14 protein-coding genes are annotated in these 15,379 nt (G+C 71.4%); 7 read left to right on the top strand and 7 right to left on the bottom strand.

What is annotated here, in order from left to right; translation table 11 throughout:
* Window positions 1-92: 92 nt before the first annotated feature.
* The 4 genes from AC07F0_RS21945 to AC07F0_RS21930 form a co-directional block, all read right to left on the bottom strand.
* Window positions 93-1,673: a hypothetical protein gene (locus AC07F0_RS21945; protein WP_478981159.1), complete on the bottom strand. Its 1,581-nt coding sequence runs from the start codon at window positions 1,671-1,673 to the stop codon at window positions 93-95.
* Window positions 1,655-2,404 (bottom strand): ABC transporter ATP-binding protein, encoded by a 750-nt coding sequence (locus AC07F0_RS21940; RefSeq protein WP_478981157.1) that lies wholly within the window; start codon window positions 2,402-2,404, stop codon window positions 1,655-1,657. The genes AC07F0_RS21945 and AC07F0_RS21940 overlap by 19 nt, the downstream gene beginning before the upstream one ends.
* 208 nt (window positions 2,405-2,612) lie before the next feature.
* Complete coding sequence (locus AC07F0_RS21935) at window positions 2,613-3,974, bottom strand: aspartate aminotransferase family protein (RefSeq protein ID WP_478981155.1); 1,362 nt, start codon at window positions 3,972-3,974, stop codon at window positions 2,613-2,615.
* A gap of 19 nt (window positions 3,975-3,993) precedes the next feature.
* Entirely contained in the window at window positions 3,994-4,512 is a 519-nt protein-coding gene (locus AC07F0_RS21930; protein WP_399414767.1) for an Lrp/AsnC family transcriptional regulator, read from the bottom strand.
* 164 nt (window positions 4,513-4,676) lie between these two features.
* Here AC07F0_RS21930 and AC07F0_RS21925 point away from each other — a divergent pair, with 164 nt between their 5' ends.
* The 3 genes from AC07F0_RS21925 (at window position 4,677) to AC07F0_RS21915 (ending at window position 8,547) form a co-directional block, all read left to right on the top strand.
* Window positions 4,677-6,116 (top strand): gamma-aminobutyraldehyde dehydrogenase, encoded by a 1,440-nt coding sequence (locus tag AC07F0_RS21925; RefSeq protein ID WP_478981153.1) that lies wholly within the window; start codon window positions 4,677-4,679, stop codon window positions 6,114-6,116.
* A gap of 131 nt (window positions 6,117-6,247) precedes the next feature.
* Complete coding sequence (locus AC07F0_RS21920) at window positions 6,248-6,775, top strand: hypothetical protein (protein ID WP_478981152.1); 528 nt, start codon at window positions 6,248-6,250, stop codon at window positions 6,773-6,775.
* 128 nt (window positions 6,776-6,903) lie between these two features.
* A complete protein-coding gene (locus AC07F0_RS21915) occupies window positions 6,904-8,547 on the top strand; it encodes an RNA polymerase sigma factor (RefSeq protein ID WP_478981150.1) in 1,644 nt (547 codons plus the stop codon).
* On the opposite strand, the gene AC07F0_RS21910 is transcribed toward AC07F0_RS21915, so the two are convergent.
* Both AC07F0_RS21910 and AC07F0_RS21905 read right to left on the bottom strand, forming a co-directional pair.
* Complete coding sequence (locus tag AC07F0_RS21910) at window positions 8,492-9,196, bottom strand: glycerophosphodiester phosphodiesterase (RefSeq protein ID WP_478981415.1); 705 nt, start codon at window positions 9,194-9,196, stop codon at window positions 8,492-8,494. The genes AC07F0_RS21915 and AC07F0_RS21910 overlap by 56 nt on opposite strands.
* Before the next feature lie 83 nt (window positions 9,197-9,279).
* Window positions 9,280-10,341 carry an adenosine deaminase gene (locus AC07F0_RS21905; RefSeq protein ID WP_436730391.1) on the bottom strand — a complete coding sequence of 354 codons (1,062 nt, stop codon included), beginning with the start codon at window positions 10,339-10,341 and terminating at the stop codon, window positions 9,280-9,282.
* A gap of 237 nt (window positions 10,342-10,578) precedes the next feature.
* On the opposite strand from AC07F0_RS21905, the gene AC07F0_RS21900 reads away from it, so the two are divergent.
* Both AC07F0_RS21900 and AC07F0_RS21895 read left to right on the top strand, forming a co-directional pair.
* Window positions 10,579-11,187 carry a DUF4190 domain-containing protein gene (locus AC07F0_RS21900; RefSeq protein WP_478981148.1) on the top strand — a complete coding sequence of 203 codons (609 nt, stop codon included), beginning with the start codon at window positions 10,579-10,581 and terminating at the stop codon, window positions 11,185-11,187.
* A 69-nt stretch (window positions 11,188-11,256) separates the two neighbouring features.
* Window positions 11,257-11,721: a DUF4190 domain-containing protein gene (locus AC07F0_RS21895; RefSeq protein ID WP_478981147.1), complete on the top strand. Its 465-nt coding sequence runs from the start codon at window positions 11,257-11,259 to the stop codon at window positions 11,719-11,721.
* Between the two features lie 45 nt (window positions 11,722-11,766).
* Here AC07F0_RS21895 and AC07F0_RS21890 read toward each other — a convergent pair whose 3' ends face one another.
* Window positions 11,767-12,336 carry an NADAR family protein gene (locus tag AC07F0_RS21890; RefSeq protein ID WP_478981145.1) on the bottom strand — a complete coding sequence of 190 codons (570 nt, stop codon included), beginning with the start codon at window positions 12,334-12,336 and terminating at the stop codon, window positions 11,767-11,769.
* Between the two features lie 200 nt (window positions 12,337-12,536).
* Here AC07F0_RS21890 and AC07F0_RS21885 point away from each other — a divergent pair, with 200 nt between their 5' ends.
* Complete coding sequence (locus AC07F0_RS21885) at window positions 12,537-14,072, top strand: gamma-aminobutyraldehyde dehydrogenase (protein WP_478981143.1); 1,536 nt, start codon at window positions 12,537-12,539, stop codon at window positions 14,070-14,072.
* Window positions 14,073-14,128: 56 nt separating this feature from the next.
* Complete coding sequence (locus tag AC07F0_RS21880; protein ID WP_478981141.1) at window positions 14,129-15,376, top strand: polyamine ABC transporter substrate-binding protein; 1,248 nt, start codon at window positions 14,129-14,131, stop codon at window positions 15,374-15,376.
* Window positions 15,377-15,379: the final 3 nt, after the last annotated feature.

The following is a 15,379-nucleotide window of genomic DNA, read 5'->3' as shown; positions in this document are numbered from 1 at the left end:
GCGGGGATAGACCGGGGGCCGGAGCGGAACTCATCGCCGTACGGAGTTTTTTTCGCACGAATTTTCAGCGGACCGGCGTCAGCGGACCGGCGTCAGCGGGCCAGCGCCAGCGCCGCCAGCTCGGCGACGGCCAGGGTCAGCGGGCCGAACAGGGCGAACAGGGCGCCCGCGCGGAGGGCGGCGGCACCGCGCAGCATCGTCGCGGGGGCGCCGAGCCGCAGCAGGGCGGCGGTGGTGTCGGCGCGGGCCTGACGGGCCTCGACGGCGGCCGTGAGCAGCGTCCCCACGGAGCAGCCGGTCACCAGCAGCACGCCGAGCGTGGTGAGCGGCCCGAGCGACAGTCCGTCAGGGGCGTGCAGCAGCGCCATGGCGTACGCCGCCGCCAGCACCGCGCAGACCACGCCAAGGGGGCGGCCGATCCGGACGGCCTCCGCCATGAGGATCCGGCCGGCCAGCAGCCGGAGGGCACCGGGGCGGGCCGACTGGAGCAGCCGTCCGCACAGATGGGTCAGGCCCGGACCGGCCAGGGCCAGGCCGACGGCGGCCAGGGCCCAGCCCGCCAGGACACCGGGGGAGGCGCCGGAGAAGGTGAGGTCGGGGGGCGTGGGGGAGGTGCGGCTCGTGTACGTCTCCACGGCGAGGCCCGCGGCCAGGACGGTGATCCCCCACGGGAGGCCGGAGGGGGCGGCGGTGGGGGCGCTGTCGGGCAGGGCGGTTTCCGGCAGGGCCGCGTCGGAAGCGGTGGCGGTGGGAGCGGCGGCGTCGTCGTCGCCGTCGGGTGCCGCCGCGCGCCGGGCGGCGTCGGCGGCCGCGTGTGCGGCGGTGCCGACCGGGATCACGGCTCTCACGGTGCCCTGTGCCGCCGCCTGGGGCCCGGACGGCTCGGCCGGGCCCTCGACCGCCGTGCTCCCGGCGCCCCGCGCGGTCGGGTCCGAGGCCGATGCCGGGACGGACCCGCCCGTCCGCGCCCCAGGCGGTCCGCCGTGCTGTGCGCTGTGCCCGGCCCCGGCCGCCGCGAAGGGCTCGGTGGCACGACCGTGCGTGGGCCGGATGATCTGCCGGCCGAAACGGCCGTACGCCCCAAAGGTCTCAGGTGTGGCGGTGCGCCGGTACGTGCCGAAACGGCCGTACGTCCCGGCCGGCCGGGACGGGGCCGGACCCGCCTCCCTCGGCCGCAGCGCCAGGGCCACCGCCACCGACGCCGCTGCGGGCACGAGCGTGAGCAGCGTCAGGGCTCCGGGCAGCGGCAGCGGCCGGTCCGCCGCGAGGGACTCGGCGGCCGCGCCGTCGAACGGCATGCCCGTCAGGTCGCCGCGCAGGTGCAGGAAGACCAGCAGAGCCACCATCGAGCCAAGGACGCAGGACAGGGCCGTCGTCGTCGCCGAAAGGACCATCAGGCGCAGCGGGCCGAGTCCGATCGCGGACAGGCCGGTGCGGGGCCTCGTGGCGGGGTCGGTGCGGGCCACCGCGACCGCGAAGTACACCGTGGCGGCCAGGGGGGCCACGCACCAGGCGAGCCGCAGCAGGGCGGCACCGGTGGAACCGGGGTGGTTCAGCGCGTAGCCGAGGGCGCAGAGCAACAGGAAACCCGTCCCCGCCGAGGCCGCCGTGACCAGCAGGCGGCGCAGCTGGACGGCGGGGTGGGCGCCGCGGGTCAGACGGAGAGCGAGCACGCGGCCCGGCCTTCCGTCTCGGTGGGCCCGCCGACCGGCGGCAGGTGCACCGTCTGTACGCGCCGCCCGTCGAGCAGGGACACCGTGCGGTCGGCGAGCGCCGCGGTCTCCGCGTCGTGCGTGGCCAGGACGACCGTGATGCCGTGGGAGCGGGCCGCCGTGGTGAGGGTGCGCAGCACATGGGCGCGGTCGGCGCGGTGCAGGGGCGCCGTGGGCTCGTCGGCGAACAGGACCGACGGGGCGGGGGCGAGGGCACGGGCGATGCACACCCGCTGCCGCTCGGCCTGCACCAGCTGGTGCGGGCGTTTGCGGGCGCCCTCGCCGATGTCCAGGCGCTCCAGCCACTCCAGGGCCGCTTTCTTGGCGCGGCGCCTGCTGGTGCCGCGCAGCATCAGCGGCAGGGCGGTGTTCTCCCAGGCGTCGAGCTCCGGGACCAGCGAGGGAGCCGGGTCGATCCAGCCGAAGCGGTCGCGGCGCAGCCGCTCGCGGGTGAGGGAGCTCATGGTGTGCACGGGCACGCTGTTGAACCAGACCTCGCCGCGCCGGACGGGCACCAGGCCGGACAGGCACCGCAGCAGGGTGGTCTTGCCGCTGCCCCGTGGGCCGCTGACGGCGAGGATCTCGCCTTCCCGGACGCCGAGCGAGACACCGCTGAGCGCGGGGGAGCCGTCGTCGTGCTGGAAGTGCAGGGCGCGTGCCCAGAGCACGTCGTTGTCCGGTGGGGCCTCCATGGGCGTACACCTCGGTTCAGATCCGTAGTTCCCGTGCCAATCCCCCGTGCGGGGGAACGAAGGCAGGGCCGATCGGTCACTGGCACGCTAGGCAGAAGGCGGGCGGGACGCCGGACAGCACGCGGCCCCGGACCGCCGTTTCTCACTCGAACGGGCGGCACCGGGGCCGGTGTTGATCATCCATGCAGACGATCGGAGCGACGCGGGGTCACAGCTTCGTCCACGCCTCCGACAGCGTGGCGCGCAGGATCTGCTCGATCTCGTCGAACGTCGACTGGTCGGAGATCAGCGGCGGGGCGAGCTGGACGACCGGGTCGCCGCGGTCGTCGGCACGGCAGTACAGGCCGTTCTCGTACAGCTTCTTGGAGAGGAAGCCGTAGAGGACCCGTTCGGTCTCGTCCGCGTCGAAGGACTCCCTGGTGGCCTTGTCCTTGACCAGCTCGATGCCGTAGAAGAAGCCGTTGCCGCGGACGTCGCCGACGATCGGCAGGTCGTGGAGCTTCTCCAGGGTGGCGCGGAAGCCGCCCTCGTTGTCGAGGACGTGCTGGTTGAGGTTCTCGCGCTCGAACAGGTCGAGGTTGGCCAGGCCCACGGCCGCGGAGACCGGGTGGCCGCCGAAGGTGTAGCCGTGCAGGAAGGTGTTGTCGCCCTTGTAGAACGGCTCGGCCAGGCGGTCGGAGATGATGCACGCGCCTATGGGGGAGTAGCCCGAGGTCATGCCCTTGGCGCAGGTGATCATGTCCGGGACGTAGTCGAACTTGTCGCAGGCGAACATCGTGCCCAGGCGGCCGAAGGCGCAGATGACCTCGTCGGAGACGAGCAGCACGTCGTACTGGTCGCAGATCTCGCGCACCCGCTGGAAGTAGCCGGGCGGGGGCGGGAAGCAGCCGCCCGCGTTCTGCACCGGCTCCAGGAAGACCGCGGCGACCGTGTCCGGGCCCTCGAAGAGGATCTGCTGCTCGATCTGGTCGGCGGCCCAGCGGCCGAAGGCCTCGGGGTCGTCACCGTGGATCGGCGCCCGGTAGATGTTCGTGTTCGGGACCTTGTGGGCGCCCGGGACGAGGGGCTCGAAGGGCGCCTTCAGGGCGGGGAGCCCGGTGATGGACAGGGCGCCCTGCGGGGTGCCGTGGTAGGCGACCGCGCGGGAGATGACCTTGTGCTTGGTGGGCTTGCCGACCAGCTTGAAGTACTGCTTGGCGAGTTTCCAGGCGGTCTCGACCGCCTCACCGCCGCCGGTGGTGAAGAACACCTTGTTCAGGTCGCCCGGGGCGTGGTGCGCGAGGCGCTCGGCCAGCTCGACGGCCTTGGGGTGGGCGTAGGACCACACCGGGAAGAACGCCAGCTCCTGCGCCTGCTTGAAGGCGGTCTCGGCGAGTTCGACCCGGCCGTGCCCGGCCTGCACCACGAACAGGCCTGCGAGACCGTCGAGGTAGCGCTTGCCCTGGTCGTCGTAGATGTACGTGCCCTCGCCCCGGACGATGGTGGGGACGGGGGCCTTCTCGTACGACGACATGCGCGTGAAGTGCATCCACAGGTGGTCGTACGCGGTCTGGGAGAGGTCCTTGCTCACGGCTATCGGGTCCTCACGGTTATCGGGTTCCCCACATGTAGGTCTGCTTCTTGAGCTTGAGGTAGACGAAGCTCTCGGTGGAGCGCACTCCGGGGACGGCCCGGATGCGTTTGTTGATGACCTCCAGGAGGTGGTCGTCGTCCTCGCAGACGATCTCCACCATCAGGTCGAAGGAGCCTGCGGTCATCACCACGTACTCGCATTCGGACATGGCCGTCAGCGCGTCCGCCACCGACTCCACGTCGCCCTCGACGTTGACGCCGACCATCGCCTGTCTGCGGAAGCCCACGGTGAGCGGGTCCGTGACGGCGACGATCTGCATCACGCCCTGGTCGAGCAGCTTCTGGACGCGCTGGCGCACGGCCGCCTCGGACAGGCCCACGGCCTTGCCGATGGCGGCGTACGGCCGGCGGCCGTCCTCCTGGAGCTGCTCGATGATGGCGAGGGAGACGGCGTCCAGCTGGGGACCGCCGCCGTTCCTGGACTCGCGGGAGTCCCTCTGGTCTGCGCTTCGACTGGCCACCGGCTCACTGTGCACGAGGTCTCGACACTTCCGCAAGGTCTGATCGATGAAATCCGTTGTCTGCGTAGCTCACATCTGCGGATTCCGCACGATCGAAGGGAGTGGGGGTGTTGAAAACGTGAACCGGCCGACTAGGGTGGGTGTCTCAAGTAATGGACATCCGAACTGGAGGGCCGGCAGTGAGCACCGAGCTGCGTCGTCTGCGCAACTACATCGGCGGTGAGTTCCGGGACGCCGCCGACGGACGGACCACCGAGGTGGTCAATCCCGCGACGGGCGAGGCGTACGCGACCGCTCCGCTGTCCGGGCAGGCGGACGTGGACGCCGCGATGGCGGCGGCCGCCGAGGCCTTCCCCGGCTGGCGCGACACCACGCCCGCCGAGCGCCAGAAGGCTCTGCTGAAGATCGCGGACGCCTTCGAGGAGCGCGCCGAGGAACTGATCGCGGCCGAGGTGGAGAACACGGGCAAGCCGGTCGGGCTGACCCGCTCCGAGGAGATCCCGCCGATGGTCGACCAGATCCGCTTCTTCGCGGGTGCGGCGCGGATGCTCGAGGGGCGCTCGGCCGGTGAGTACATGGAGGGCCTGACCTCCATCGTCCGCCGCGAGCCGGTCGGCGTCTGCGCGCAGGTCGCGCCGTGGAACTACCCGATGATGATGGCCGTGTGGAAGTTCGCCCCGGCGATCGCGGCGGGCAACACGGTCGTCCTCAAGCCGTCCGACACCACCCCGGCGTCCACGGTCCTGATCGCGGAGATCCTCGGCGGGATCCTGCCGAAGGGCGTCTTCAACGTCATCTGTGGCGACCGCGAGACCGGCCGCATGATGGTCGAGCACGAGATCCCGGCGATGGCCTCCATCACCGGCTCGGTGCGCGCCGGCATCCAGGTCGCCGAGTCCGCGTCCAAGGACGTCAAGCGCGTCCACCTGGAGCTGGGCGGCAAGGCGCCGGTCGTGGTCTTCGAGGACACCGACATCGCCAAGGCCGTCGAGGACATCTCGGTCGCGGGCTACTTCAACGCCGGCCAGGACTGCACGGCCGCCACGCGCGTCCTCGTCCACGAGTCCATCCACGATGAGTTCGTCTCCGCGCTGTCCAAGGCCGCGTCCGAGACGAAGACCGGGCAGCCGGACGACGAGGACGTGCTGTTCGGCCCGCTCAACAACCCCAACCAGCTCAAGCAGGTCGAGGGCTTCATCGAGCGGCTGCCCGCGCACGCGCGCGTGGAGGCCGGCGGCAAGCGGGTCGGCGACAAGGGCTACTTCTACGCGCCGACCGTCGTCTCGGGCCTGAAGCAGGACGACGAGATCATCCAGAAGGAGGTCTTCGGCCCGGTCATCACCGTGCAGTCCTTCCGCGACGAGGACCAGGCCGTGGAGTGGGCCAACGGCGTCGAGTACGCGCTCGCCTCCTCCGTGTGGACCAAGGACCACGGCCGCGCCATGCGGATGTCCAAGAAGCTCGACTTCGGCTGCGTCTGGATCAACACGCACATCCCGCTGGTCGCGGAGATGCCGCACGGCGGCTTCAAGAAGTCCGGCTACGGCAAGGACCTGTCGGCGTACGGCTTCGACGACTACACGCGGATCAAGCACGTGATGACGTCGCTGGACGCGTAGCCACCCCGTTCCGTTGTGACGGCCCCGGGCGCTGATGCCGCCCGGGGCCGTTCGTGTGCGCGCGGCCCGGGGCCGTTCGGTGCGCGCGGACCTGTTTTTGAACATGTTCAACATGGGCGTAGAGTGCCGCCATGAGCGACAGAGCCGCCCTGCTGAAGGGCATCCGTGCGTGGCTGGTCTTCTTCGTCGTGTGCCTGGTGCTCAGCGGCGCCACGGCCTTTCCCCTCGTGCACGAACTGCGCTGGACCGGGGACCTGCTGCGCGCGCTGTCCGTGGGCGACTACCTGCCCGGGCTGACGGACTGGATCGAGCGGGTCCGGGCCGGGCTCGACGAGGCCGACGCCGAGTACCCCTTCCTCCTGTACGGCACGGACTGGCTGGCCTTCGCGCACCTGGTGATCGCGGTCGCCTTCTACGGGCCCTACCGCGACCCGGTCCGCAACATCTGGGTCGTCGAGTTCGGGATGATCGCCTGCGCCGGCATCGTTCCGCTCGCCCTGATCTGCGGACCGCTGCGCGGGATCCCCTTCTGGTGGTCGGTGATCGACATGGCCTTCGGGGTGTTCGGGGTGATCCCGCTGTACGTCGTACGGCAGCGGATCAAGCGGCTTCAGGCGCTGACCGCCCCGGCGGCCGTCACCCCGGCGTTCGGTGGCTGAGAAAAACTGTTATCCCGAGAACCTTCACGCCGTCTCCCCGCATGTGATCCCCCACATAGCCAAGACCCCCGTCCTGCCTGAGAGGGTGCGTGCGGAAAAGTACTGATCTCAGCCGGCGAGAGGCCACCGTGGACAGTCAGCACTGGCACGCCGTCATCACGGCGGCGCAGGCCGGTGACCGGCAGGCGCTGGACGAACTGGTCGCGGGCTGGCTGCCGCTGGTCTACAACATCGTGGGCCGGGCCCTGAACGGCCACGCGGACGTCGACGACGTCGTCCAGGAGACCATGCTGCGCGCGGTCGACAACCTCGGTTCGCTGCGCGACCCGGACAGCTTCCGGTCCTGGCTGGTGGCGATCGCCATGCGCCAGATACGCGATCGCGCCCGGCGCCGCACCCCGGAGCGGCTGGAGGAGGCGGCGGCCTCCGACTTCGCCGAACTGACCGTGTTGCGCCTGCAGTTGGAGGGGCAGCGGCGCGAGGTCGCCGAGGCCGTGCGCTGGCTCGACGACGAGGACCGGCAACTGCTGTCGCTGTGGTGGCTGGAGGTCGCGGGCGAACTGACCCGGCGCGAACTGGCCGCGGCCGTCGGCATCACCCGGCAGCACGCCGCCGTGCGCGTCCAGCGGATGAAGGAGCGCCTGGAGACCTCGCGCGGCATCGTCCGCGCCCTGGACGGCGCCTGCCCCGGCCTGCGCGAGCTGACCGGCCGCTGGGACGGCCGGCCCGACTCGGTGTGGCGCAAGCGGCTGGCCCGGCACATCCGCGGCTGCGGCTACTGCGGCGACACCCCCGAGACGGTGGTCCCGGCGGAACGCCTCCTGGTCGGCATCGCGCTGGTCCCGCTGCCCGTCGGGTTCACACTGTCGCTCGCCTTCGGCGGCAAGACGGCCGTGGCCGCCACCTCCGCCGGGTGGTCCGCCAAGCTGCTGGGCGCGCTCACCAAGCCGGCCGTCGCGATGACCGCCGGCGCGACGATCGTGGCGGGCGGCGCGTACGTCGTCACCCAGCCACCGGACGCCCCGCCTCCCCGGGCCGCGGTCACCCCCACGGCGACGGCCACGTCCGAACCGCCGCCCTCCGCCACGCCCCGCCCCAGCCCCACCCCCACGCCCTCCAAGGCGGCGAAGAGGAAGGCCGACCTGTACGGCACGGTCGTCGACGCCGTCGACCGTGCCCCCGACCCGGACGCCCGGCCCGCCGCCCTGCCCCGCCGCCCCGAGTCCGGCATCACCAGCACCGGCGGCCCGAAGGCCGTCATGCAGCACCGTGGCGACAGCGTGACGCTGAGCGGCCGGGGCTATGTCCTGGTCCGCTGGCAGATCTCGCCGCACGCCCGGCCCGGCGGGGTGGTCATGCCGACCTGGACCGGCCTGACGGGCAAGCTGTTCCACGTGGCCTCCGGCGGCTCGCGCCGCATGGACGACCCGCTGCCCGGCGCCCCGAACGGCTACGCCACCGGTATGGGCGGCCCGGACATCGGATACGCCGTGCTGCCGCCCGGCACCCAGCAGATGTGGCAGAACGAGTACTTCTACCTCGACGGCACCGTCACCCTCACCCAGAACGAACGCGGCTGCGATTACGGCATCACGGTCTTCCCATCCGGCTGGGCGGCCGTGGACAAGGACGTCAACACGGGCCCCGCCCAGGGCGCCATCCGCTACGGCCTCGTCCGCGACACCGGCACGGACAGCGCGCCGGTGCCGCAGTACGTCACGCGGGCGACCCCGGCCGATCCGGCGACGGTCCCGCAGCGCTCGCGCGTGTAGCGCACAGCACGTCGATGCGGTTGGTCGTGATCGAGTCCACTCCCGCGTGCAGCAGCCGCCGCATGGAGCGCCGTGTGTCGGGGGTCCACGCGGACAGCAGGTAGCCGTCGCGGTGGATCCGCTCGGCGAGGGGCCGGTCCACCAGGCCGAAACGGTAGTTCAGCCAGCGCGGGCGGATCGCCTCCAGCAGGACGGGCCGGGGCGGGGCCAGCGTCGTCCAGGTGAGGGCGATCTCGGCGGCCGGGTCCGCCGCGCGCACGGCGAGCATGGCGTCGGCGCCCGCGCAGTAGTAGACGCGGTCCGCCGCCCCGGCCTCCCGTACGGCGTCCGTCACCCGCCGCACCGCCCGTACGTCGGGCGAGCCGGGCAGGTCGATCATCACCCGGTGGCCGTCGGTCGCGGCGAGCGCCTGCGTCAGGGTGGGGACCCCGCCGCCGGTCAGCCCGCGCACCTCCTCCCAGGACAGCGCGAGCACCGGCCGCTCGTGCTCCCAGAGCCGCTTCAGCGTGTCGTCGTGCAGCAGTACCGGCACGCCGTCCCGGGTGAGCCGTACGTCGATCTCCACCGCGTCCGCGCCCCGGTCGAGCGCGGAACGCAGCGAGGCGACGGTGTTCTCGCGGTGGCGGTACGGGTCGCCCCGGTGGGCCACGGCGGTCACGCGCCGCCCGGCAGGCCCGGGGTGTCCCGGGTGCTCGTGCTGCTCGGGGTGCGCTGGGTGCTCGGGGGAGGACGTCACCGGTCGAGCCATCCCGCGGTGTACGTGTCGATCTCCTCCTTGATCCTCGCCTTGCCCGCCGCGTCCAGGAAGGACGCCTCCACGGCGTTCTTCGCCAGGTCGGCCAGGCCCCGCTCGTCGAGGTCGAGCAGCCGGGCGGCGACCGCGTACTCGTTGTCGAGGTCGGTGCCGAACATCGGCGGGTCGTCGGAGTTGATCGTGACGAGGACCCCGGCCGCGGCGAACTCCTTGAGCGGGTGCTCGTCGAGGGTGCGGACCGCGCGCGTGGCGATGTTGGAGGTCGGGCACACCTCCAGCGGGATCCGGTGCTCGGCGAGGTGCGCCAGCAGCTTCGGGTCCTGCGCGGAGCTGGTGCCGTGGCCGATGCGCTCGGCCCGCAGATGTGTGAGGGCGTCCCAGACCGTCTGAGGGCCGGTGGTCTCACCGGCGTGCGGTACGGAGCGCAGCCCGGCGGCGATCGCCCGGTCGAAGTAGGGCTTGAACTGCGGACGCGGCACGCCGACTTCGGGCCCGCCCAGACCGAAGGAGACCAGGCCCTCCGGGCGCAGCCGGTCGTCGGTGGCGAGCCGGGTCGTCTCCTCGGCGGCTTCGAGTCCCGCCTCACCGGGGATGTCGAAGCACCAGCGCAGCACGGTCCCGAAATCGGCCTCCGCGGCCTTGCGGGCGTCCTCGATCGCGTCCATGAAGGCGCGCTCGTCGATGCCGCGGCGGGTGGAGGAGAACGGGGTGATGGTCAGCTCGGCGTACCGCACCTGCTGCCGGGCCAGGTCACGGGCCACCTCGTAGGTCAGCAGCCGGACGTCCTCCGGGGTGCGGATCAGGTCGACGACCGACAGGTACACCTCGATGAAGTGGGCGAAGTCGGTGAACGAGAAGTAGTCGACCAGGGCGGCGGGATCGGTGGGGACCTTCGAGTCGGGGTGCCGGGCGGCCAGTTCGGACACGATCCGGGGGGAGGCGGAGCCCACGTGGTGCACATGCAGTTCGGCCTTGGGCAGTCCGGCGACGAAGGCCGTCAGGTCGCGTGGGGCGCGCGGGTCGACGAGATGCTCGGTCAAGGGTTCCTCCCCGGAACGGCGCCCCTGCCGGCGCGTGGCGGGCGGGCGCGGGTGATCGGCTGATCGGATGACTCGGTCTCATCGTAGGCGCTGGAGCAGCGCCCCTCAGGGGCGCGGGGCTGCACCGATATGCGGCTCCGCCGCGTGGGTGCGACCGGCCCCAACGCAACCCGCACTGTGGCACGCGCCGAACGGCCCCGTAGCATGGCGGCACGATCGACCCAGGGGGGATGCACCATGACGGACGCGACGCAACCAGACGGAGGCGGCGGCCACGACCCGTGGGCGCCCCCGGAGAACAAGACCTCGCTCGACAAGAACCAGACGCCGCAGTCGCCGTCCGTGCACGACCAGGCCACGGTCACCTCGATGCCGAGCGCGGGTTTCACCCCGCCCACCGGCACGCCCCAGTTCGACACCTCCGGCGCCGTCCCACCCCCGCCCGTCGCCCCCGGCGGGTACGGCTACCCCGGCTATCCGCAGGCCGGTTACGGCTGGCCGGGCATGCCCGCGGCCCCCCAGAACGGCATGGGCGTCGCCGCGATGGTGCTGGGCATCATCTCCTGCGCGCTCTTCTGCCTGTACGGCGTGGTCTCCCTGGTCACCGGCATCCTCGCCGTCGTCTTCGGCATCAAGGGCCGCAAGCGCGCCGAGGCCGGAGTGGCCACCAACCACGGTCAGGCGCAGGCGGGTCTGATCATGGGCATCATCGGGATCATCCTCGGCATCGCGGTGATCGTCCTGATAGCCGTCGGCATCACGGCCGCGATCAACAGCGACGAGCCGTCCGACGACCCGTACTACGGCGCGCACTCCCCGGTCGCCACTGCCGCGGCCCACCACTGAAACTGCCGTACTGCGCGGCGGATTCGGCCACTACGATTCCCTGGTCTGACAACGGAGGGGAGATCGTCCATGTCCAACACCAACCCCACGCCCGGTGGGTTCGGTCCGCCGTCCCAGCCACCGCAGCAGCCGTCCCCCGGGTACGGCTATCCGCAGCAGGGCGGCCCCGGCTACGGCTACCCCCAGGGCACTCCCGGTTACCCGGCCGCGCCCCCCGCGGGCTACCCCCAGGCTCCCGGCTACGCGATGCCCGCGCAGCCGAGCAACGGCATGGGAACCACGGGTCTGGTGCTGGGCATCATCGGCGTGGTGTGCAGCGTGACCTTCCTGCTGTGGTTCTTCGGTGTGATCCTGGGCATCCTGGCGATCATCTTCGGCGCGATCGGCCGGGGCAAGGCCACCCGTGGTGAGGCCACCAACAAGGGTGCGGCGACCGCCGGTCTGGTCTGCGGCATCATCGCCACCGTGATCCTGCCGCTGCTGGGCTTCCTGCTCTTCGCCAGCATCATGGGCGGGCTCGGCGCGGCTTCCTGAACGAAGGTCCGGGACGAGGGGCCGGTCCCTGGGCCGGCCCCTCACTCATGCCGCGCGCAGCCGCTCCCGCGCCTCCATCAGCGCGAAGCCCAGCAGGTTCGGCCCCCGCCACCGCTCCGGATCCGCCGCCGCCTCATCGTCCGCGGCCAGCCCGATGCCCCACACGCGGTCCACGGGACTCGCCTCGACCAGCACCCGGTCGCCCGTGTTCAGCAGAAACTCGCGCAGCTCGGGATGCGCGCCGAACTTGTGGACACTGCCCTCCACGACGATCCGGAACCGCTCCCGCTCCCATATCGCCTCGTCGAACCCGCGCACGAGCCGCCCGGCCTTCTTCGCCTCGGCGGGATGCGCGGCGGACAGGACGGCCCGCTCCGCCTCCGGGTCCTCGAAGAGCCGGGCCTTGCCCGCCATCATCCAGTGCTCGGCCGTCGCGTACTCCACGCCGTCCACCGTGAACGGCGCCGGCCACCACTGGCTCAGACAGCTCGCCCCGATCCGGCCGTCCGGCCGCGGCCGGTGCCCCCAGAAATGCAGATACTTGATCCTCGCCCCCGCGCGGACCGCCCTGATCAGCGCGTCCCGGGAAGGGGCCGCCCCCGTGATCTTCTCCATGCACGCGAGTCTGGCACGCACCACTGACAGACCGTCCTGCCTCAGCACGGCGGACTCGACACCTGGTCGACAGATTCCGTCGCGTAACCAAAAATCAACAACGGAATCCCTTGTTGGCATGCCATCCCTCTGTCAGGATCGGCACTCAAATCGAGCCTGAGCCACGCCGGCCCCATCACGGGGACACGGAGGAGAGCGACATGCACAACCCGGGCAACGCCACCGCGGACCGATTCCCGGCCGAGGAGCGCTTCGCGCAGGGCGCGCAGTACATCGCCGGGCGCCTGACCAGGGGCACCTCCGGCCGCACGCACGCGGTCGTCGACCCGGCGTCGGGTGAGGAGGTCCTGCGCTACGAGCTGGCGGGCACGGCCGACGTCGACCGGGCCGTCGCAGCCGCCCGCGAGGCCTTCCCGGGCTGGGCGGCGGCCACGCCCGGCGAGCGTTCCGACGCCCTGCACCGGTTCGCCGCGGTCCTGGCCGACCGAGCCGAGGACTTCGCCCGCGCCGAGTCGCTCCAGTGCGGCAAGCCGCTGAAGCTGAGCCGCGAGTTCGACGTCCCGGGGACGATCGACAACACCGCCTTCTTCGCCGGTGCCGCGCGGCTTCTGCCGGGCCAGTCCGCCGGCGAGTACTCCGGGGACCACACGTCGTACATCCGCCGCGAGCCCATCGGTATCGTCGGGTCGATCGCGCCCTGGAACTATCCCCTCCAGATGGCCGCCTGGAAGGTCCTGCCGGCGATCGCCGCGGGCAACACCATCGTCCTGAAGCCCGCCGAGCTCACCCCGCTGACCTCGCTGCTCTTCGCCCAGGCGGCGACGGACGCCGGGATCCCGGGCGGAGTGATCAACATCGTCACCGGCACGGGCAGGGAGGCTGGTGAGCACCTCGTCGGCCACCCCGACGTGGCCATGACCTCCTTCACCGGCTCCACCGCCGTCGGCAAGCGCGTCGCCGAGATCGCCACCGCCACCGTCAAGCGCCTCCACCTGGAGCTCGGCGGCAAGGCACCCTTCGTGGTCTTCGACGACGCCGACCCGGAGGCCGCCGCCCACGGCGCGGTCGCCGGCGCGCTCATCAACACCGGTCAGGACTGTACGGCCGCCACGCGCGCGTACGTGCAGCGACCGCTGTACGAGGCCTTCGTGGAGCGGACGGCGGCGCTCATGGAGAGTGTCCGGCTCGGCGACCCCTTCGCCGCCGGTACGGACCTCGGCCCGCTCATCTCGCACGTCCAGCGCGACCGGGTCGCCGGTTTCGTCGACCGGGCGCGTGCCTACGCGCGCGTGGTGACCGGCGGCGAAGCGCCGGAGGGCGAGCTGGCCAAGGGCGCCTACTACCGGCCCACCCTCATCGCCGACGCCGCCCAGGACAGCGAGGTCGTCCAGTCGGAGATCTTCGGCCCCGTACTGGTCGTGATGCCGTTCGACACCGACGACGAGGGCCTCGCGCTCGCCAACGACACCCCCTACGGGCTCGCCGCCTCCGCCTGGACCCGGGACGTGTACCGGGCGAACCGGGCCACGCGCGAGATCAAGGCGGGCTGTGTGTGGGTCAACGACCACATCCCGATCATCAGCGAGATGCCGCACGGCGGCTACAAGTCCTCCGGCTACGGCAAGGACATGTCCGCGTACTCGTTCGAGGAGTACACCCAGATCAAACACGTCATGTTCGACAACACCGCGGTGGCCGCCAAGGACTGGCACCGCACCGTCTTCGGGGACCGATAGTCGTATGCAGGCCGCCTGACCAACGGCCGTCCACCCTCCGAAAGGGCACCACGCGCATGGAGCAGTACGAGCCCGACCGCCTGTCCCCGGCCCAAGTGGCCGCCATACGGCGCAGTTTCAGGAACGGCAGGGCCGCCCTCACCCGGCGGTCGCTGCTGCGCGCCTCCGCGGGCGGGGCGCTGGCGGTCGGCGGACTCGGGACGCTGAGCGCCTGCGGCATCCCGGCGGCCGGCCAGTCGCAGGGCGGCGTCCCGGCGCAGGACCACTCGGCCAAGGAGAAGACCGTGAACTTCTCCAACTGGACCGAGTACATGGACGTCGACGACAGCGGCAAGCACCATCCGACGCTGGAGCAGTTCACCGAACGCACCGGGGTCAAGGTCAAGTACACCGAGGACATCAACGACAACAACGAGTTCTTCGGCAAGATCAAGCCGCAGCTCGCCGCGGGCCAGGACACCGGCCGGGACCTGATCGTCCTCACCGACTGGCTGGCCGGCCGCCTCATCCGCCTGGGCTGGGTGCAGAAGCTCGACCCGAGCAATCTGCCGCACGCCTACGCCAACCTGTCGGCCCAGTTCCGCAGCCCCGACTGGGACCCGGGCCGCGCCTACTCGTACGTCTGGCAGGGCATCTCGACCGTCATCGCGTACAACAAGAAGGCCCTCGACGGCGTCGAGGTGAAGTCCATATCCGACCTGCTCGACAACCCCAGGCTCAAGGGGCGGGTCGGCTTCCTGTCGGAGATGCGCGACAGCGTCGGCATGACGCTGCTCGACATGGGCAAGGACCCGGCGGACTTCACCGCCGACGACTACGACGCGGCCATCGCCCGCCTCCAGAAGGCCGTCGACAAGGGCCAGATCCGCCGTTTCACCGGCAACGACTACACCTCGGACCTGACCAGCGGCGACTTCGCGGCCTGTGTCGCCTGGGCCGGTGACGTCGTGCAGCTCAAGGCGGACAGCCCCGACATCGACTTCCTCATCCCGGACAGCGGCTACATGACGTCGACCGACAACCTGCTGATCCCCAACAAGGCCCGTCACAAGACGAACGCCGAGCGGCTCATCGACTTCTACTACGAGAAGAAGCCGGCCGCCGAACTCGCCGCGTACATCAACTACGTGTGCCCCGTCGACGGTGTGAAGGCCGAGCTGGCGAAGATCGACGAGGACGCGGCGAACAACCCGCTGATCATCCCCGACAAGGCCATGGCCGCCAAGTCACACGCCTTCCGCTCGCTGAGCTCGAAGGAAGAGACCGAGTTCGAAGAGAAGTTCGCGAAGCTGACGGGGGCGTGACCC

This window comes from Streptomyces sp. NPDC045955, assembly GCF_056430805.1.
Note: the sequence above shows the minus strand (reverse complement) of the source record. Positions and strands in the feature narration are given on the sequence as shown.

Coding starts and splice junctions, on each gene's coding strand:
- AC07F0_RS21940 (WP_478981157.1), bottom strand. CDS start 2,404: ATGGAGGCCCCACCGGACAACGACGTGCTCTGGGCACGCGCCCTGCAC.
- AC07F0_RS21920 (WP_478981152.1), top strand. CDS start 6,248: ATGAGCGACAGAGCCGCCCTGCTGAAGGGCATCCGTGCGTGGCTGGTC.
- AC07F0_RS21900 (WP_478981148.1), top strand. CDS start 10,579: ATGACGGACGCGACGCAACCAGACGGAGGCGGCGGCCACGACCCGTGG.
- AC07F0_RS21895 (WP_478981147.1), top strand. CDS start 11,257: ATGTCCAACACCAACCCCACGCCCGGTGGGTTCGGTCCGCCGTCCCAG.
- AC07F0_RS21890 (WP_478981145.1), bottom strand. CDS start 12,336: ATGGAGAAGATCACGGGGGCGGCCCCTTCCCGGGACGCGCTGATCAGG.
- AC07F0_RS21885 (WP_478981143.1), top strand. CDS start 12,537: ATGCACAACCCGGGCAACGCCACCGCGGACCGATTCCCGGCCGAGGAG.
- AC07F0_RS21880 (WP_478981141.1), top strand. CDS start 14,129: ATGGAGCAGTACGAGCCCGACCGCCTGTCCCCGGCCCAAGTGGCCGCC.